13 protein-coding genes are annotated in these 19,080 nt (G+C 71.2%); 4 read left to right on the top strand and 9 right to left on the bottom strand.

What is annotated here, in order from left to right; genetic code table 11:
• Positions 1–115: 115 nt before the first annotated feature.
• From ACFWY6_RS13825 to ACFWY6_RS13785, 9 genes are all read right to left on the bottom strand, one after another.
• On the bottom strand, positions 116–493 hold the full coding sequence (locus tag ACFWY6_RS13825; RefSeq protein ID WP_384689004.1) for a hypothetical protein: 378 nt from the start codon (positions 491–493) through the stop codon (positions 116–118).
• Positions 494–673: 180 nt separating this feature from the next.
• Entirely contained in the window at positions 674–2,098 is a 1,425-nt protein-coding gene (locus tag ACFWY6_RS13820) for a hypothetical protein (protein WP_384689003.1), read from the bottom strand.
• 76 nt (positions 2,099–2,174) lie between these two features.
• Positions 2,175–2,999: a phytanoyl-CoA dioxygenase family protein gene (locus tag ACFWY6_RS13815; protein WP_384689000.1), complete on the bottom strand. Its 825-nt coding sequence runs from the start codon at positions 2,997–2,999 to the stop codon at positions 2,175–2,177.
• A complete protein-coding gene (locus ACFWY6_RS13810) occupies positions 2,996–4,837 on the bottom strand; it encodes a non-ribosomal peptide synthetase (RefSeq protein WP_384688997.1) in 1,842 nt (613 codons plus the stop codon). The genes ACFWY6_RS13815 and ACFWY6_RS13810 overlap by 4 nt, the downstream gene beginning before the upstream one ends.
• Positions 4,830–8,615: an amino acid adenylation domain-containing protein gene (locus tag ACFWY6_RS13805; RefSeq protein WP_384688994.1), complete on the bottom strand. Its 3,786-nt coding sequence runs from the start codon at positions 8,613–8,615 to the stop codon at positions 4,830–4,832. The genes ACFWY6_RS13810 and ACFWY6_RS13805 overlap by 8 nt, the downstream gene beginning before the upstream one ends.
• On the bottom strand, positions 8,612–9,652 hold the full coding sequence (locus ACFWY6_RS13800) for a TauD/TfdA family dioxygenase (RefSeq protein WP_384688991.1): 1,041 nt from the start codon (positions 9,650–9,652) through the stop codon (positions 8,612–8,614). Before ACFWY6_RS13800 ends, ACFWY6_RS13805 begins: the two co-directional genes overlap by 4 nt.
• A complete protein-coding gene (locus tag ACFWY6_RS13795; protein WP_384688989.1) occupies positions 9,649–11,505 on the bottom strand; it encodes a B12-binding domain-containing radical SAM protein in 1,857 nt (618 codons plus the stop codon). Before ACFWY6_RS13795 ends, ACFWY6_RS13800 begins: the two co-directional genes overlap by 4 nt.
• Positions 11,506–11,510: 5 nt before the next feature.
• Positions 11,511–12,326, bottom strand: coding sequence for a hypothetical protein (locus ACFWY6_RS13790; protein WP_384688986.1), 816 nt, complete (start codon positions 12,324–12,326; stop codon positions 11,511–11,513).
• Positions 12,327–12,356: 30 nt separating this feature from the next.
• Complete coding sequence (locus ACFWY6_RS13785) at positions 12,357–13,718, bottom strand: B12-binding domain-containing radical SAM protein (RefSeq protein WP_384688983.1); 1,362 nt, start codon at positions 13,716–13,718, stop codon at positions 12,357–12,359.
• Between the two features lie 296 nt (positions 13,719–14,014).
• On the opposite strand from ACFWY6_RS13785, the gene ACFWY6_RS13780 reads away from it, so the two are divergent.
• Genes ACFWY6_RS13780 through ACFWY6_RS13765 form a run of 4 tightly spaced genes read left to right on the top strand, consistent with a single transcriptional unit; the run spans position 14,015 to position 19,079 of the window.
• Complete coding sequence (locus ACFWY6_RS13780; protein ID WP_384688980.1) at positions 14,015–15,307, top strand: MFS transporter; 1,293 nt, start codon at positions 14,015–14,017, stop codon at positions 15,305–15,307.
• Positions 15,304–18,609, top strand: coding sequence for an amino acid adenylation domain-containing protein (locus tag ACFWY6_RS13775; RefSeq protein ID WP_384688977.1), 3,306 nt, complete (start codon positions 15,304–15,306; stop codon positions 18,607–18,609). Before ACFWY6_RS13780 ends, ACFWY6_RS13775 begins: the two co-directional genes overlap by 4 nt.
• The gene (locus ACFWY6_RS13770; protein ID WP_384688974.1) at positions 18,610–18,837 is read left to right on the top strand and encodes an MbtH family protein; all 228 of its coding nucleotides are present in this window, start codon (positions 18,610–18,612) and stop codon (positions 18,835–18,837) included. It begins immediately after the preceding gene.
• Positions 18,834–19,079, top strand: a complete 246-nt coding sequence (locus ACFWY6_RS13765) for a hypothetical protein (protein ID WP_384688971.1) — start codon at positions 18,834–18,836, stop codon at positions 19,077–19,079. Before ACFWY6_RS13770 ends, ACFWY6_RS13765 begins: the two co-directional genes overlap by 4 nt.
• Position 19,080 lies beyond the last annotated feature (1 nt).

Here is a 19,080-nt window from a genome sequence, read left to right as displayed (position 1 = left end):
CCCGGTCGCTGCCCCACTCACCCCGCGAGCGTTGGTGGTTTGGGGGGCGCGGTGTGGGGGACGCGCGCGGGGGCGGCGGCCGTGATGTCGGCCGCCGCCAGGCGCAGCGCCCCCCTCAGCGAGGCCGGGACAGCCAGGCCCGGTTGAACAGTTCGGGCAGTGGACCGGTGGTGGGACTGGTGAGCACCTTCTCGCGGTCGTGAGACAGCTCGGCGCCGAGCAGGTCTGCCTTCCAGGTTTCCATGGGGTGATGCGGCTTCTTCGCCGCGGCCCAGTCGCCGGGCAGGAACGTGGTGCGGCCCGCCCGGGGCCGACGGTCGGCGACCACCAGCGACACGTCGAGAAGCCGGGCGGCGGCTGCCTTGTGCCGTGCGGGCGTCCAGTTGTTCCAGCGGCGGATGTTGCGGTCGGTGGGTGCGGGCAGCGCGAGCAGCTGGAGGTACAGGGTCGCGGCATCGGCGTCGAGGCCGAGATCGGCGGCGGCCTTGGCCACGGTGTCGGGGGCCGAGGCGCGCGGGTCCGTCTCGTAGCTGCCGGGCGGCAGCGCCCCGGAGCTGATCCTTTCCTCCAGGCGACGGCACTCGGGGCCACGCAGCCAACGTACGAGGGAGAGATAGGAGCCCTCGCAGTCGACGGCGGAATCCAGGCGCTGTGAACGCTCGTCCTTGCCGTACTAGGCCGGCCGGAAGTAGATGCCCGGCGACTGGCGGGCGCCCCGCCGGTCGATGCCGCCCTCGGCGATCACGGTCAGCCCGTCGTCGAGCGTGGGGTGGTCGAGGGGGGTGCGGGCCTCCCGGTAATCGTGGGCGCCTGGGAAGCTTGCTGCCAGGTCCGCCACGGTCCAGCCGCGCCGTGAGTGACCCCGGGTGTCCAGGAGCAGCTCCGGGTGGGCGAGGCGTTCGCGCAGCAGCGCGGCCACTTCGGGCAGGCCTTCGCGGACCGGGTCCCCGCCCGGCAGTTCGGCGTAGATCCACGGCATCGCCTGGCACGTCGAGGCGAGCAGTTCCTTGAAGCGGAACCCGTCCTCGCCCTCCCAGCCGTGGCCGATGACGCTGCTCGCCCGCAGCCGGGTGTCGGCGTCCCGGGTCAGCACCGCGTTGCTCGTGGGGTCGGCGAACACCGTGCAGACCGCGGCCGGGGCCATGCGCACCGACTCGTGCTCGGTCGCCACCGCGAGCGTCGCCTCCGAGACGGCAGGGCGTGTGCCCTGCTGCGTGCGCCAGGCCTCGGCGATCCGCTCGGCGAGCGCGGCCTGTCCGCCGGGCCGCCACAACTGCTCCGGGTCGTCGGGCAGCACCCCGGCGAGCAGATCCAGGCGTGCGGGCACCTGCAGGTCGTTCAGCTCGCGCAGGCCCGCATCGGCTTCGGACTGCTTGAGCCGCAGGGTCTTGCGGGCATCGGCGTCCAGCCGCCACTTGACGTAGGAGCCGTCCGGAATTCCGGCGAGCAGCAGGGAAGCGGCGGCGCGGCTGAGTCCCGTGGCGTCGGCCAGTGCGGCGGCCGCGTCCCGGTCCCAGGGGGCCGGGCCGTTCGCGCGTACGAGAGCGGTGAGCCCGTGCAGTTGGGCCGGGGTTCCCCAGCCGCCCGTCGGGACGGGCTCCGCCTCGGTGATGTCTCCGGGAGCGGGCGGATCGGCCTCACCCGTACGCAGTTCCACGAAGTGCCGCCCGGTCGCCTTCGCGCCGGTTCCGTGTACGGCGAGGACGGCGCCGCGCCCGTCGCGGGCCGCGTACGCGCCGTCGTCGGTGAGCTCGATGGTGCCGGTACGCATCCGGGTGAGGGCCGCGGGATCGGCGAAGGGCGTCCCGGCCCACACGTCCAGCATCGCCAGGAGGACCTCGCGCAGGTCGGCGTGGACGGGAAAGGAACCGGCCCGCAGGGCGACGGCGCCGATACGGCCGATGAACCGGGACCAGTACCAACCCCGGTACTGGTCGGGGAGTTGATCGGTCCGTCCGGTCAGGTAGTCGCCGGTGCGGGCGAACCCGGCGAGGGTGCCGGACCGCCAGTACCCGGAGCCGCCGATGAGCCCGGAGAGGGCAGCAGGGATCAGGTCTTCGTTCAGACGGGCTGCGGGGCGTATCGAATGCTCTGGCATGCCCCACATCCTGCCTGATGCCCTGGAGCCAACTGGACGGCGCCTGATCGGGGTTGTCGCCTGCCGCGGCCCGCCCTCAGACGCGTTCGAGCGGGAAGCGGTCGTCCCACCGCGGCTTCAGCTGGTCCGTGTTCCGGCCCACCAGGAATTCGGGGCGGGTCGGATGGGGCGGGGCGTTGTCGACGGAGTTGTACGACACCATCAGGAGCGCCCGCCGGTCCGGGGATGTGTTGTCCGACGAGGAGTGCACGATGTTCGGGTGGAAGGCCTGGATCGTGCCCGCCCGTCCGGTCGCCCGCGTGCTGCCGAAGGTCCCGATCAGCTCCTGGGCGCGGGCGTCGTCCATGACGTGCTCGGGATCCGCCGCGAAGTTCTTGCGCCAGTCCCCGCTGTCGCCCCGCGTGATCTTGCCGGGGCCGAGATATCCGACGCGGTGAGAGCCGGGGATGAGCATCAGCGGACCGTTGCCCTCGTGCACATCGTCCAGCGGTACGGCGAGCGTGACCGCCGCGGGTGTCGGCAGGCCGTCCTCCGCGTTCCAGAAGGCGAAGTCCTGGTGCCAGGGCCAGGCCTGGCCCTCCCGGGCCTGCTTCAGGTTCACCTTGAACTGGTAGACGTACACCGGCGTCCCGGTCAGCGCTTCGGCAAGGGCCAGGAGATAGGGGTGGCGCACCAGCGCCGCGTACGCCTCGTCGAACTCGTGGCAGCCGTGCACCGCGCGGACCGCCGTGCTGTCCGGCTCGTGGACCACCTCAGGACCGCCTCGGCGGCAGATGGTGTCCAGGCTGTCGCGGAGCACGCTCACCGCAGGGCCGGTGAACCGGAACGGAGCGTGGCACCAGCCGTTCTCCTCGTACTCCGCGGTCAGCTCCGCCAGATGCCCGTCGTCAGTTTCGATCACGAATCCAGCCTCACCGGTTGTCGGGACACGTCGCACCGTTCCTCGATCCACTCGGCCATCGCGGAGATCGTCGGCCGGGAGATGAACGTCTCCAGGTCCGCGTACGCGCCGAAGCGCTCGTTGATCCGGGTTATCAGCACCGCGGCCAGCAGTGAAGTGCCGCCCAGCTGGAAGAAGTTGTCGTTGAACGCGATGTCCTTCGCGTCCAGGGCCTGCTCCCACAGGAGGGTGAGCTCCTGCTGTACTCCGTCCTCGGGCGGGGGGCCGACGCCGCTGCCCGTGACCGTCAACTCGCGGGCGGCCAGGGCCTGGCGGTCGAGCTTGCCGCTGGGCGTGAGCGGCAGGCGGTCCACCGGGACGAACGCCACCGGCAGCATGTACTCGGGCAGCGTCTCGGCGAGCCGGTCCCGGAGGCCGTCCGGCAGCGGCGACTGCCCCACCACATAGGCGACGAGGCGCTTGCCCGCCGCGCGGCTCTCGTTCACCACGACCGCGGCGTCGGCAGCCTCCGGCAGGGCTCTGACCGCCGACTCGATCTCGCCGAGCTCCACGCGGTACCCGCGGATCTTCACCTGCCCGTCGTCGCGGCCGAGGAAATGGATCCGCCCCTGATCGTCGACCCGGCCCGCGTCCCCGGTCCGGTACACCCGCGACCCCGGCGGTCCCAGCGGATCGGGGGTGAAGCGCTCCGCGGTCAGTCCGGGCCGGTTGAGGTAGCCACGGGCGAGCACCGGCCCGCCGATGACGATCTCCCCGGTGACTCCGGCCGGGACCGGGTTGCCGTCTGCGTCCAGCACCCGTACGCGCGCGGCGTCGATGGACCGGCCGATGGGGGCGCGCTCCGGCCAGGACGCGGGATCGCCGGACAGCCGCAGGGCCGTCACGTTGTGCGTCTCCGACGGCCCGTACTGGTTGTGCAGCGCGACGCCAGGCAGGGCAGCGAAGAATCGCCGCACCGCGGGAGTGATGTAGAGCTGCTCGCCCCCGCAGACGACCTCTTGGAGCGAGCGCGGATGGCGGCCCACGTCCTGCGCCGTGTGGGCGAGGGCCTGCAACGCCACGAACGGCATGAACACGCGGTGCACCCGTTGCTCGTCAAGGAAGCGCAGGAGCCGGTGGGAGTCCCGGCGTATCTCCTCGTCGATCAGCACGAGGCAGCCGCCGGTGCCCCAGGTGCTGAACATCTCCTCGAAGTGGACGTCGAAGCTCGCCGCCGCGAACTGGAGGGTCCGGGACCCGACCCCGGACGTGAAGGTCTCGCGCTGCCAGGAGATCAGGTTGCGCAGCGGGCCGTGCGGCATGGCGACGCCCTTGGGCGTGCCCGTCGACCCCGATGTGTAGATGACGTACGCGAGGTCGTCGGCGGTGGAGGTGCGGGGCCGCTGCCCGTCGGCACCGCCGGGTATGTCCTCGTCGAGCAGCACGACCCGCGTCCCGGGCGGTGCGGGTGGCAGGCCGGCAGGCGTGCGGTGCGTGAGCAGTACGCGCATCCCGCTGTCCCGCATCATGAAGTCGAGCCGCGGCTGAGGGTAGGCGTGATCCAGCGGCATGTACGCGGCGCCGGCCCGCAGCGCGGCCAGGATGGCGATCGGGAGCCGGAACGACCGGTCGGTGCGGATGCCGACGACCGTGCCGGCGACGGAGAGGGTCCGCAGGTGGGCGGCGAACGTGTCGGCGGTGCGCCCGAGTTGCTCGTACGACAGTTGGCGTCCCCGGTATTCCACCGCGGGCAGGTCGGGTGACGTACGCCGTGTGTCGTCGAAGTACCGCAGCACACCCCCGCCGCCGGGGACCGTGGCGCGGGCTTCGTCAGGGTTCGAAGCGTGGCCGTCAGGCATCGGGAACGTCCGCCTCCTGAAGTGTCTTCTCCAGTTCCGCTGCCAGTGCGGCCACGAACGGCTCGTCCAGCATGGAGTAGTGGTCACCGGCGATCACGCGCGGCGGGGAGAGCGCGGAGCACAGCTCCGCCCAGGCCGCACCTGCCGCCGCCCGCATTCCGGGGTCGCTCTCCTGCGCCTGCAGCAGGGCCGTTGGACCGGCGTACGGTGCCGGCCGGTAGCGCAGCGCCGCGAGGGTGTGCGGGTCGCTGGGCGCGGCGCCGGATTCGGCCGGGAGCTGGTCGGCCAGGTAGCTGTCGACGAGGACCAGCATGGCGACCCGCTCCCCGAGCCGGGTGAGTCGCTGGGCCATCTCGAAGGCGACGAGGCCGCCGATCGACCAGCCCATCAGAAGGTAGGGGCCGTGCGGCCTGGCTGCTCGGACCACCGCGAGGTGGCGCTCGGCCAGAGCCTCGACATCGACCTCGGCTCCCTGCGGAGTGCCGTCGTGCACGGCGTACAGCGGACGCAGCAGCACGGACCCGTCGGCGAGATTCCGGAAGCCGATGGCGTCCCCGCCACCGGGGACGCAGAACAGCGGCGTCCCCTCGCCCCGGCTCTGCAGCGTGATGAGGGAACGCGAACGCTCGGCTCCATCGGCCGCATCCGCATCGCGGAGCAACGCGGCCAGCGCCCTCGGAGTCGCGGGGTCGAGCGGTGGTCCGTCGACCGCCTCTGTCTCCTCGAACAGCACCGACACCGGCAGTTCGGCGGAGAACGCGGCGTTGATCCTCGCGATCAGCCGCACCGCCAGGATCGAGTGGCCGCCGAGGTCGAAGAAGACGTCGTCCACACCGACGGAGGGGATCGCGAGGAGGTCGGCGAAGACGCCCGCGACCTTCGCTTCCAGAGCATCCGCGTCCTGAGGAGGGGCGGACGTCTGCCCGTGCGGGTCGCGCGGGGTGTCGGCGGCGAGCAGGGCGTCGCGGTCGATCTTGCCGTTCACCGTGAGGGGCAGCCGGTCGAGCCAGACGTACGAGGCGGGGACCATGGCGGCCGGCAGGCGCTCGGTGAGATGGCCGCGCAGTTCCGACGGCGCGACCGCTCCGGTGGCCGCGGCCGAGAGGAACGCGGTGAGCCTGCCGCCGTCCGCACCGCCCGCACCGTCCGCACTGTCCGGCGAGAGCACCACGGCCGCCTCGCGGACGGACGGGTGTCCGAGCAGCGCCCGCTCCACCTCGGCCGGCTCCACGCGGACGCCACGCACCTTGATCTGCTCGTCCCTGCGGCCGATGCAGTGCAGCGTCCCGTCGGGGGCGTAGTAGCCGATGTCGCCGGTCCGGTAGAGCCGTTGACCGGGTACGTCGGAGAAGGGATGCGGTACGAAGCGTTCCGCCGACCCGGCGGGATCGGCGGCGTAGCCGCGCGCCAGGCCGATGCCGCCCACACAGATCTCGCCGAGCGCGCCGACCGGCACCGGTGCCAGGCGGTCGTCAAGTACGTAGATGTCGACGCCGTCCAGAGCGCGGCCGATGGGTACGTCGCCGACCGCGGGATCATCCGCCGTGATCTCGTGGACCGCGCATCCCACCGCGGTCTCCGTGGGCCCGTACTCGTTGAAGATCCGTGGGGGCGCCGCGTGTTCGCGCCACGGTGCGATGTGCTCCCAGGAGAGGTTCTCGCCGCCCAGGACGAGTGAGTGCGTGACCTTGGAGGTGGCATCGGGAGCGAGCTCGTGGTTGATCACGTTCAGGTGCGAGGGCGTCAGTTTGAGCAGGTCGAGGCCGGTCCGACGGCCCAGTTCACCGGTGAGGCCGAAGACGTTGCGCCAGGCCGGATCCAGATGCACCGTACGCCCGCTGACCAGGGGCACGAACAGGCTGGTCACGGTCAGGTCGAAGGCCACGGAGGAGTGCACCATGGCCCCCGTCCCCTCCTCGTGCCCGTACGTCCGGGCCGCCCAGAGCACGTAGTTGGAGAGGGCACGGTGGGGCAGCATCACGCCCTTGGGGAGACCGGTGGAGCCGCTGGTGAACAAGATGTAGGCGAGGTTCTCCGGCGTCACCTCGGCCCGTGGGAGGACCCGGCCTTCGGCCTGCGGCAGCTGGTCGACGTTCAGGCAGGGGATCGTGCCGAACCGGCCCTGCGCCGTGTCAGGGCCGGTGAGGACCAGGGAGCACCCCGCGCGCTCCAGCATGTCCGTGGCCCGGGCCGGGGGGAGGTCCGGATCGAGCGGCAGATAGGCGCCACCTGCCTTGAGTACGCCCAGCATCGCCACCAGAAGGTGACGGGTGTGCCCGATGGCCAGCGCCACCGGTTGATCAGGGCCGACGCCGTACTGCCGCAGCGCCAGGGCCACTTGGTCGGCCTGCTCGTCCAGCTGCCGGTAGGTCAGCCGGGCCGCAGGGTCCACCACCGCGACGCTGTCCGGCGTCTGCCGGGCCTGGCGCTCGATGATCCGGTGCAGGCACTGGGGCGCTCGCCGGGTGTCACGGCCGTGGTCGGCAGCGGCCCGTACGAGGTGGCGGCTGTGCTCGTCGAGCAGGCTGATGGTGTCGAGCGGGGCCGACGGGTCGGCGACGGCCGCTTCCAGCAGGGTCAGATACTGACCGGCGAGGCTCCGCACATAGTCGGCGGGGAACTCGCCGTCGCGGTAGCGCCACACCAGGCGCAGCGAGTCGTCGCCCGTGACGCTCTCCAGCTTCACCGCGGCCGGCTCGGCCTCGATGTCGTCCCAGGCCAAGGCGAAGGTGACGCCGCCGGCACGCTCGGCAGGTGCCACCTCCTCAACCTCCTCCTTCGCCTCGTACGCGGCAGCCGCCCGGTCGGTCGGGTCGGTGGCGTACGACGCCGGTATGCGCTCGGCGGCACGCTCGGCGTTCGACTGCTCCACCTGGATCTGGGCCAAGAGGCCGGAGAAGGTGGCGGCCGAGTCCGGCCCGGTGCGGATCGGCGACCAGTGAGTGAAGTGACCGGCGCAGTCGCTCAGTTCGTCGTACGGACGTCCTGGGAGGGCGGTCGCGACGGTGACGGCGGAGCGGTCGGTGATCCTGCGCAGGAGAGTCATCAGGCAGGTGAGCAGTACGACTTCGGTCGTGACGCCATGCTGCTCCGCGCATCCCCGCACGGCCCGCGCCAGCGGGAGCGGCACGGCGCGGTCCAGGCGGGTGACGGCGGGCCCGGTGGGCGCCCCGGCCTGCCGGAGGGGCAGGTCCACGGGAGCATCGTGCGCAGGCCGGGCGTCGCCCCCGGCCACCGGCCCGGCGGCATCCTGCTCGAACTGCCATTGGGCGTACTGGATGTACTGCAGCGGCGCAGCGTCCGGCGGCCGCCCGTCGTAGGCGAGGGCGAGCTCGGCCACGAGGCGGCGCAGGGTCAGGCTGTCGGCGGAGAGAGCCGAGGTCGTGATCAGCAGGGCGTGGCGCTGGTCGGAGAGCCTGAGCAGCCGTGCGCGCAGCGGGGTGGCACCGTCGATGCCCGCCGGGCGCAGGCGCTCCGACCGCACCGCGCTGTCCAGGTCCCCGGGGATGTACGCATCGGTGACCGCCCATTCGACGTTGCCGCCGCCCTCCCCGCCGATGTCCGCGAGCGCGGTTCTCGCCCCCGGCACCCGCCGGTACCGCGCCCGCAGCGCGCCATGGCGGTCGGTGACCGCGCGCAGTGCGTCGGCAAGGCGGTCCGGGTCGACGGCGCCGTCGATGTGGAGCAGCGCCTGTGCCCATCCGGGGGAGGCGGACTCGTACGCCTGCCAGATGCGCTGCTGCTGGAACGACAGCCGGAATCCCTCGACCCCCGTCATGCGAACCGCACCATGTCGCCCATGGCCACCAGGAGTTCGCGTGGTCCACTGAAGGGGTTGCGGGCATGGGCGACCAGGATGTTGTCGAGGACCAGGACGTCGCCCCTCTCCCAGGGGAAGCAGACTTCGAGTTCGGCGTACACCCGGCAGATCTCGGCCATCGCCTCGTCGGGGATCGGGGATCCGTCGCCGAAATGGCACTGGCGCGGCAGCGTGTCCGATGTGTGGGTGGCCTCAAGTGCCGCTCTTGTCGCGGGGGCCAGGCAGGCCGGGTGCCAGTGCTGGGCCTGATTGATCCATGACCACACGCCGGTTCCCGGGTGCCGGACGGCGGCAGGACGTACCGCCTCGGTGCGCAGGCGGTCGCCGTCCCAGGCGGAGCGCAGACCCTGCTGGGCGCAGCGCGCCTCGGCCTCGCTCCGGTCGTCGGTGCGCAGGACCTCACGCCAGTCGAGGCCGAGCCCTGTCCCGTAATGGCGTACGTACATCCCGCCATTGCCCTGTACCACGGCGCGCAGAGGGGGGTCGCGCCGCCGCATCAGCGGCGGGGTTTCGAGGATGGGGTGCCCGCGGCCGGCGGCGCCGGGCCGCGCACAGCAGAACATGATGCGGGCGGGGCCGGTGTCGTTGAAGGAGTTCTCGGTGTGCCACAGCAGCTTCTCCTCCGGCGGGAAGAACACCGGAGAGGAGATGCTGCCGCTCAGCGAGGCCCGGGGATGCTCGCCGTTGTCGCGGTACAGCTCGTCGACGAGCGCGGCGGCGAGGGGTTCCAGATCGTGAGTGGTGGTGACCGAGAACCCCCGGAGCAGCACGGCGCCGTGCTCGGCGAGCGTCTCGTCGAGCCATGGCCGCGCGTGTGCGGCCCAGGCCGCGACGTCGACTCCGGCGGCCGTCGGCCGGACGACCAGGGGCGGTTCCCCCGGATGCGCGAGCGGTGCATGGCTGACGAGCGAGTCGGAGGTGAAGCTGACCTGGGCGGGCACGGCCTGCCGGAGGCCGGCCGGGCCCGGCAGCGGCCCGCGCGGTGGATGCGTCACGCAGGCTCCTCCTGGTGCAGCGCCCGCCCGAGGCGGTCGGCGGCGAGCAGATACAGGGCTTCGACGTCCTGACCGGTGATCGCGGAGAACTGATGGGCGGTCTCGAACGCCGGGTGGCGCACCAGCTTCTCGCGGTAGTCGGGCAGCGCGACGCCCGACTGGAGCATCTGGAGCCATTGACGGGTGCCGGGGTAGGGACTGTTGACGTTGAGGGCGACGCAACCGTCCGGGATACAGCCGTCCCGGTGCAGTTCGGCGATGAGGTCGAGCGTGAGCAGCCGCTGCTCCGGCGTTTCCCCCAGGCCGAACTGCAAGGACGTACCGACCCGGATCCCGGCCTCGCGGCACCAGTGGGCCACGTCCCGGAAGCGCTCGGTCCAGTCGGCCTCGGAGACCAGGAGCAGCTGGCGGACCTTCTGGACGCGTACGGCGTCGGGTTCGGCCGATTCGACGCCGAAGTACACATAGCTGCAGCCCGCCCCGGCCATGCGCCGCAGGAGGTCGCGGTCCACGTCGTTGACGGTGGTCTGGCAGCCCCATTCGAAGGTGCCGTGCTCGGCGGCGAGGTCCTCGAGGAGGGTCAGGAACTCGGTCAGCCAGCGGGGGTTCTGGGTGAAGGTGCTGTCGTCGAAGAACACCGCATCGAAGCCCTGGTCGATGCGGAGCCTGATCTCTCCGATGACGTGCTGCGGAGACCGCTGGCGGATCTTGGGCTGCTCGTAGAGGAACGCGTCGGCGGACTCGTGGCAGAAGGAGCACGCGTACTTGCAGCCGAGACAGGCCATGATCTGCGCGGTCCTGCGATGCCCGAAGACGGGGAAGCGGTTCTCGTGCGTCATCCGGGTCACGTCGATGTACGGGAGCCGGTCGCCGTCGATCGGAACGCCGCTGAGCGGCATCGACTCGATGCGCTGCGCGTTCCAGTCGTAGATGAACAGGCTGCCCACGCCCGGCAGTTCGGCGAACCGGTCCTGCTCGGTGAGCATGCGTTTCTTGACGGTCTCGGCGTCGGCGGGCAGGCAGTCCGCCACCACCTTGAGCACCTCGGGCAGCGCGAACGCGGAGTCCCCCGCGAACACGATGTCCATGAGCTCGCGTTCATCGGGGCGGGCGAAGGTCTGCAGTGCGGTGAGCCTGCCGAGTTCCTCCGCGCCGATCCGGAAGTCGTCGTGGCTGGCCTGCCGGCGGCCGCTCATGTCGCCCACACGCCGCGAGGCCGCCCGGTAGGCGTCCGGGTTCACGGCGTCCTCGTGCTGGCCGCCGAGCAGGACGATCGCCTGCGGGCACTCCTTCTTGACCGTTGCCGCGATGCGCAGGGCGAAGTGGTGGCCCTCGGAGAGGTTGCTGATGCCGACCACGACGGGGCGGTGCTCGCGCAGGCAGGTGACGAGTTCCTGCTCGAAGGCGGCGGAGTAGGCGGGCGGGTTGAGTACGGCCACGACTTCGGGGACCCGCGCGCCGGGGAACTCGTCGATGCGCAGCATCCGGTCGAGGACGCAGGTCGCGTAGAGCAGCGGAGTGGGCATGCCGGGGAACGCACCGGTCGCGCCCTCCTCGATGTGCGGGGCGCTGACGAAGAGGACGGGGAAGTGCTTGGCGCGCCGCCGCTCTTCGTGACGGCGCGGGTCTTCGGACCCGGCCGCGGCCGGGCCGAGGCGGGCGTCGAGCTCGTGTTCAAGGGCGGTCTCGCGGCGCAGTGCCTCCTGCGAGACGGTGCGGGGGTCCTCGCCGTCACCGGGGTGCCAGCGCCAGCGCTTCTCCTCCTCGTACAGCTCACGGTCTATTCGGTCGGCGCGCGCCTGGCGCACGCTCTGCGCCAGGGCCTCCGGAACGGCGAGCGGCGTGGGGTCCATGAGCGTCACCCGCCCGTCACACGGGAGACGTACGCAGCGACCTCGGGGTCCGCGAGGAGGCGGGTCCGGTCCGCGCCGAAGCGGGTGACCGTGCCGCGCGGGTCGGCGCCGCTGGTGCCGACGCCACCGGTGGCGGACAGGACGGTCGTCGCGGGAGGCGTGTCCGGCGGGGGGTCCCCGGCGTGCGTCCAGGCCGCCGCGGCGAGGTAGGCGAGGTAGTGGGAGAAGCGGTCGGAGAGCTGCTGTCGCACCGCGGGGGCGACGGAGAGCCGGCTGCAGGCGGCGGCCACCGCCGTCCGGTAGGCCGCTTCCAGTGCCCCGGCGAGCGGCAGCACGGCCGCGCCGGTCAACGAGGGCTCGGCATCGCAGGGTCGGGCCGCGGCGAGGGCGGTGTCGAGGTCCTCCGGGGAGAGCTGGGCGGCGAGGGTGCGCACGGCGGTGCGGTACTCCTCGCCCAGGGTGCGGCTTTCGGCCACGATCGGATCGAAAACGATGAGGGACGGCGTGCCGAGCCCCAACATCCGTAACCGGTCCGCCAGTTCGCGGGCCAGCCCGCTCCCCGCGCAGTGTCCGAGCACGGCCCGCACCGGCTGCCCGTGCTCCTTGATCTCCTCAAGCCAGGGCGTCACATAGTCGTCGGCCCCGCGCTCCACCAGCTCGGCGACCGTGCTCCGCCTCGGCAGGCCTTCCAGTACGCGCCGACCGTCGAGGAAGGACGCAAGGTCGGCGAACCGGGCGTCGCCGCGTCCGGCGTCGAAGGCCACCGTGAGGATCAGGCCGGTTTCGCCGTCCCGCAGTACGTGCCATCGAGAAGAAGTCATGGTGCTCCCGTCTGTCCGAGCCGCGGAAGGCTATACGTGGGCATCGGCCCAGAAGGTGCCGTACTCGTCGGCGGTGCCGGGGGCCGGCGCGGAACCGAAGTACGGGGTCTTGTCCATGGCCTGCGCGAACAGCTCCTGGCCCTCCAGGAACACCTCGTACACCTGGTCCGGGGTGGCCTTGTCGGTGGCGAAGACGGGGGGCAGGTCCTCGTGGTAGAGGCTGAAGTCGCGGTGGAGCAGCTTCATCCCGAAACGCTCGGGAGTCTCGAACATGGCACTTCCCGGATACGGCACGAGGCCGAAGAGATAGGTCGCCTGCAGCAGGTCCTCTTCGAGCAGTCGGCACACCCAGTCGATGCTGCGTCGCATGTCGTCGGGGCTCTGGTCGGGAAAGCCGTTCACGGTGAAGGAGCAGGCGGCGAGCCCGGCGTCCCTGACCTTCTTGAGGGTTTCCCTGGTCGCGCTCAACTTCATGTGATGCTTATGCGTCTCATGGCTTTCCTGCGATGCGGTCTCCAGGCCTATCTCCACCCATTGGCAGCCGCTGCTCTTCAGTTTGCGCAGAATACGGTCATCGGTCAGGCAATTCAGTCGTGTCTGGCAGTCGTAATTGATGTCACCCTCTTTCTCCAGGAGGTCGAGGAGTTCGAGGGTGTGGTCCGGATGCAGGGTGAAGGTTTCGTCGCCCCAGTAGATGTTGTGATGGCGGCCGTAGCGGGCCCGGTACGCGCGGATCTCTTCGAGCACGCGGTCCAGGGGGAAATAGTCGGGGCGCTGGCCGATGGTCTGGATGGTGCAGAACGTGCACTTGTAGGGGCAGCCCAGAGCGTAGACCTGACGTAAATAGCGGATGTCTTCGCCGGTACTCGCGGGGAAAAGGTCCACCTTGGGAAAGGGGATCTCGGACGGGTGCAGATCCGGATAGCGGCGCGTCGTCCGCGCGGTGGTGCCGTCGGACCGCTGGTGCACCAGGTTGCCGACGTCGCTCACGTCGCGTCCGTCGGCCAGGGCGTCGAGTAGCGCGGGAAGGGCCTGCTCGCCGCGTTCGACCACGACGTAGTCGACGCTCGGGTGGCCGGCCACCTCGTGCGCGAGCGGCGTGGCCACGACACCGCCGTACACCACGGCGGCCGCGGGATGGACCCGCTTCACGGCGTCCGAGATCTCGTACGCGTAGCAGAGGTTCACGGTCATCGGGGAGAACAGATAGACATCTGCCGGATGCGCGCGCAGCGCCGACTCGACGGCGTCCACGGCGAGGTGTCCCGGCCGCGTGAACGTGTTCGGATCGGTGTACAGGTCGACCACGTCGATGTCGTTGTAGCCGTGCGCGACGAGAACTCCGCCCAGCCAGTGCATCCAGTGCGGCAGCTCCCACATGTTCTTTCTCATATGGTCGAGCCCGGGATGTGCCGCATGGTATTGGATGTCGAAGTTCCGCCAGAAATCTTTGCGCTGCGCAATAGGAACGGTAGACATGGGAGTATGCACAAAAGCGACCCGCAATTTCTCTCCAAGGAAGAGGGGACTGGGGCTGCGCACAGACGATCCAAGCGAAATCGAATTTCTAGCATGCATGTTAGATTGACGTCAAGAAGTTGAAACAAGACACGTTGCGCGAGGGGTCCTTGACGCCTTCTGGGGCGTGTGGTGTACTGCCCGTCGGCGGATCTGGATGGGGGGAACCCGTGCCGTCAGGTGAACTGTCCGAGGATCAGGATCAGGCACGGCCGACGGGTACGGGGGGCGGTTCGCCCTCTTTATGGAGCAACCCCGCATACCGAATCTTCTTAGGCGTTCAGACCCTTTCCGCGCTCGGTGACTCCTTCTCGTATGTCGCGTTGCCGCTGCTCGTCCTGCACACCACGGGCTCGGTCCTCCAGATGGGCCTCGTCACCGGGCTCACCGGTGTCGCGTCGATCCTGACCGGCCTGTTCGCCGGCGTCATCGCCGACCGCTTCGACCGCAGACGGCTCCTCATGCTCGCCGACGGGGCGCGCTGTCTGCTCTACCTCGTGATCCCGCTGGTCTGGATCTCCGCGTCGCCTCTCTGGCTGATCTACACCGTCGTCCCCATCGCGGGCTGCTTCTCGATGCTCTTCCAGGTCACCTATGTGACCGTGGTGCCCGCCATCGTCAAGCCGGACCAGATCACCAAGGCCAACGGCCACCTGTACGCGACGTACGCGGTCGCCAGCGTCGCCGGACCCGCGCTCGCGGGCTTCGTGGCCTCGTCCGCCGGGCCCGCCGCCGCGATCGGCATCGACTCCGCGACCTTCGCCGTCTCCGCGCTCGGCGTTCTGCTCGTCAAGTTCGACGGCAGGCCCCGGCGGTCCGACGCCCCCCAACACGGCAACATCCGGGGCGAGTTCCTCGCCGGGGCGAAATTCCTGTGGGCGCACCCCGTGCTGCGGCCGCTGACACTGCTGCTCTCGCTGATCACCTTCCTCATCTACGGTCTGACCGACCTCGTCATCTACCTGGTCAAGGACGAGCTCGGCCACCCGGACACCACGGTCGGCTGGGTCCTCACGGCCGGGACCGTCGGCTCGTTCATCGCCTCCGCGGCGGTCGCCCGGGTGCGCAAACGGCTGGGGTTCGGTGTGGCCTGGATCAGCGCGTTCTCGCTCGCGGGTTTCGCCGTCGCCGGGATCGGCCTGTCCGGGAGCGTCCCGGTCATCGCCGTGCTGATGATGACCACCCTGATGTGCACCGGCATCGCCGGCATCTCATCCATGTCACTGCGTCAGGAGGTGACCCCCAGCCATCTCCTCGGCCGGGTCACGTCCTCGTTCTGGACCATCCACACGGCGCTGGGGCCGGTCGGCGCGGCCATCACCACCGCGGCCGCCGCCGGAGTCGGTGTCACCACGGTCTGTCTCGTCATCGGTGTCGTCGTCCTGGCCATCGCACTGACCGGGACGCTGACCGGTATCACCCGGCCGCACGCCGCGGACCGCCCGGCAGGAGAGGTCGCATGAGCTTCGGCACCCCCGGCACCCGGCTTCCGTCCGGGCCCGCGCCATCCGGTGGGCACGTGCTGTCCCCGGCCCAGGAGAGCTTCTGGTTCCTGGACCGGATGCACCCCGGCACCGCGCTGTACAACGCGTGCTCGGCGATCCGCCTCACCGGACCGCTCGACCCCGAAGCGGCCGCCCGCGCCGTGGCCGGGATCGTCCGCAGGCACGACGTCCTGCGCACCCGCTTCCCGGCGGACGGCGGCGTCCCACGCGTACACGTCGAGCCCGAACTGCCGGTGCCCACCGCGCTGATCGACCTGACCGGACTGCACCCCGAGCGCCGTGCCGCCGAGGCCCGCCGCCTCGCCGATGAGCACGCCCGGCGCCCCTTCGACCTTGAGACCGGCCCGCTGATCCGCACGGTGCTGCTGCGCTCGGCGGACGACGACCACACCTTGCTGCTCAACTGGCATCACATCATCTGCGACGGCTGGTCCCGGCACGTCTTCCTCGACGAGTTCCTCGAACTCGTCGCCGCCCGGGCCGAGTCCCGCGACCCCGACCTGACCCCGCTGCCCGTCCAGTACGCCGATCTCGTCGCCGGGCGTCGGCACCTGCGCGCGGGCGACCCCGTGTACGAGGCGGAACTGTCGTACTGGCGCGAGCAGTTGTCCGGGATCACCGACGTCCGGCGGCTGCCTCCGGACCGCACGCCTCCCGAACGGTCCACCCCGCAGGCCGCTGCCGCGCGCCGCGCGCTCGACCCCGAACTGATGCGCCGCGTCGGCAAGTTGGCACGAGCCGAGCGCGTCACCCCGTTCATGGTGCTGCTCACCGCCTTCGTGATCACGCTCTCGCGCCACCTCGACCAGGACGATGTCGTGGTCGGCACGCCGAGCGCCCTGCGGGAGGAGGTCGACGCCGACCTGCTGATCGGCCCCTTCCTCAACATGCTCGCCCTGCGCACCGACCTGTCCGGCGACCCGACCGTGCGGCAGGCGCTGGCCCGGGTGCGGGAGACCTGTCTGGGCGCGTACGAACACCAGACGGTCGCCTTCCAGGACATCGTCTCCGCCATCGGCGCCGAACGCACCGAGAGCGACAGCCAGTTCTTCGGGGTCACCTTCCAGTACATCGGCACGCCCTCCACCCGCAGGGGACCCGGCGGTCTGACCGCCCGCGCCGATGAGGTGGAGGTCGGCGTCGCCAAGTTCGACCTGACCGTCGACGTGTTCGCCGAGGAGGGGCAGACCGACGTACTCGCCCAGTACGACAGCGATCTCTACCGGGCGGAGACCATCGAGGGGCTGCTCGGCCTGTGGCAGTCCGTCCTCGACGACATGACCCTCGACCCGGAGCGGCCCGTCGGCCTGACCGGTGACCTCGGCCCCGAGGAGCGCGCGCTGCTGCTCGACGCCGCGACGGGCGCCGCGGTCGCGCCCGCCGACGACTGCGTCCTCGACGTGTTCGAGCAGTGGGCCGAGCGCACGCCGGACGCGCCCGCGCTGGTGCACGGCGACACCCGGCTCAGCTATGGCGAACTCGACCGCGCCGCCAACCGGCTGGCCCACCGGCTGCGCGGCGAGGGCGTCACACCCGGCTCCCGCGTCGGCATCTACATGGAGCGCTCCGCCGAGAGCGTCGTCGCGGTCCTCGCCGTGTGGAAGGCGGGCGCCGCCCATGTGTCGCTGGACCTCGACAGCCCCGCCGCCCGCCGGGCGATGATCGTCGCCGACGCGGGGGTGGGTGTGGTGGTCACCCAGGAGGGGATCGTCGCCGACCTCGCCGGCGATCCCGTACGCGGTGTGGTCGCCGGCCCGGACGGCGCCGACCCCGGGCGCTTCCCGGACAGCAGGCCCGAGCGCGGGATCGGCCCCGACAGCCTCTGCTATGTCATGTATACGTCGGGCTCGACCGGGCGCCCGAAAGGCGTCATGGCCACGCATGGATCACTGCGGCGCATCCAGCTCGCGTGGGAGCACGCCTTCGCGCTGCGCGGACGGATCCGCAGCCATCTGCAGATGGCCAACTTCAGCTTCGACGGCTACCTCGGCGAGCTCGTCCGCTCCATGGGATCCGGCGCGACCCTCGTGGTCTGCCCCCGCGAGACGCTGCTCCTGCCGGCCCGGCTGCTCCGCCTGATGCGCGACGAGGGCGTCGACGTGGCCGACTTCGTGCCCACGGTGCTGCGCACGCTGGCCGCGCACATCGCCGAGAGCGGCCAGGACCTGGCCTTCCTCAAGCTGCTCATCGTCGGCTCCGACACCTTCCCCGCCGACGAACTGGAGCGGATCCGCCGGCTGTGCGGACCGGACACGGATGTCGTCAACTGCTACGGCCTGACCGAAGGCACCATCGACAGCACCTACTTCACCGTCGGCGCCGCCGACCAGGACACCCGGTCCGTGCTCATCGGCACCCCGCTGCCCGGCACCGAGGCGTATCTCCTCGACGACCGGATGCGCCTCGTGCCACCGGGCGTGCCCGGCACCCTGTACATCGCGGGCCCCAGCCTCACCCGCGGCTATCTCGGCGCCCCCGGCCGCACCGCGGACGCCTTCGTGCCGCACCCCTTCGCCACCCGGCCCGGCGCGCGGATGTACCGGACCGGCGACCGCGGCCGCTACCGGCACGGGCCGCACGGCCTGCGCATCGAGTTCCTCGGCCGCCGCGACCACCAGCTCAAGGTGCGCGGCTACCGCGTCGAACTCGGCGAGATCGAGGCCGCGTTCCGCCGCTCACCCAGCGTCCGGGACGCCGTCGTCCTCACCGCGGAGGAGCAGGGCACGAGGCGCGTCCACGCCTATCTCGTACCGAGCGCCGGGCAGCAGGACGTGGACTGGCACGCGGTGGTGCGCGAGCATCTGCCGCTGTACATGCTGCCCGACCGCCTGGTGCTGCTGCCCGAGCTTCCGCTCACCCCGAACGGCAAGCTGGACCGCGCCGCGCTGCCGAAGGCGGGCGGCGCCGAGGTCGCGCCGTCCGGCACCGCAAGACCCGCCCGCACACCCGTCGAGCACACCCTGCTCGACCTGTGGCGCGGCGTGCTGCGACGCGCGGACATCGGCGTCAACGACGACTTCTTCAGCCACGGCGGTGACTCGCTGATGGTGATGCGGGTGATCGCGGCGGCGCACGACGCCTGGGGCGTGGACATCACCGTACGGGCCTTCTTCCGCGCTCCGACCGTGGCCCGACTCGCCCCGCTGGTCGAGGGGTTGCTCGCCGATTGTGCCGCACAGGGCGGGACGGACCGAAGTTCTGGCGCGCCCGACCGGATCGTCCCGGTCGCCCGCCGACGCATCGCGTACGAGGAGGGTTGAGTGACCACTGGACCGCAGCACGGCGGCGACCCGGCCGCATACCGGGTCGTCGTCAATCACGAGGAGCAGTACTCGATCTGGCCCGCCGAACAGCCGCGCCCCGCCGGCTGGGAGGACACCGGGCACGGCGGACCGCGCGAGGAGTGCCTGGCGTACATCGAGAGCGTCTGGACCGATATGCGGCCGCTGAGCCTGCGCCGCCGGATCGAGCGGGAGGCCGCCGGATGACGCCGTACTACCTGGGCTGTCTCCTCGGAGACGTGCGCGGCTTCGCCGGCTGGGCCGAAGCCGCGGCGGGGGAGCAGCGGGAGCTGCCCGACGACACCGTGGTGTATCTGCGCGAGGACCTGGCCGTCGTACGCCACCCGGTGCAGGCCGACCAAGGGGTGCTGTGGGACGCGGCGACGCCGCAGTGGCGTGCCTTCTGCGCCGATGCGCTGCGGTTCGAGCCGCCCGCCGGACGGACGTGAC

Origin of the sequence: Streptomyces sp. NPDC059037, from assembly GCF_042740015.1 — a bacterium.
In the GTDB taxonomy this organism is placed as follows: domain Bacteria; phylum Actinomycetota; class Actinomycetes; order Streptomycetales; family Streptomycetaceae; genus Streptomyces.
The sequence above is the reverse complement of the archived record's forward strand: the minus strand, read 5'-3'. Positions and strand labels throughout refer to the sequence as shown.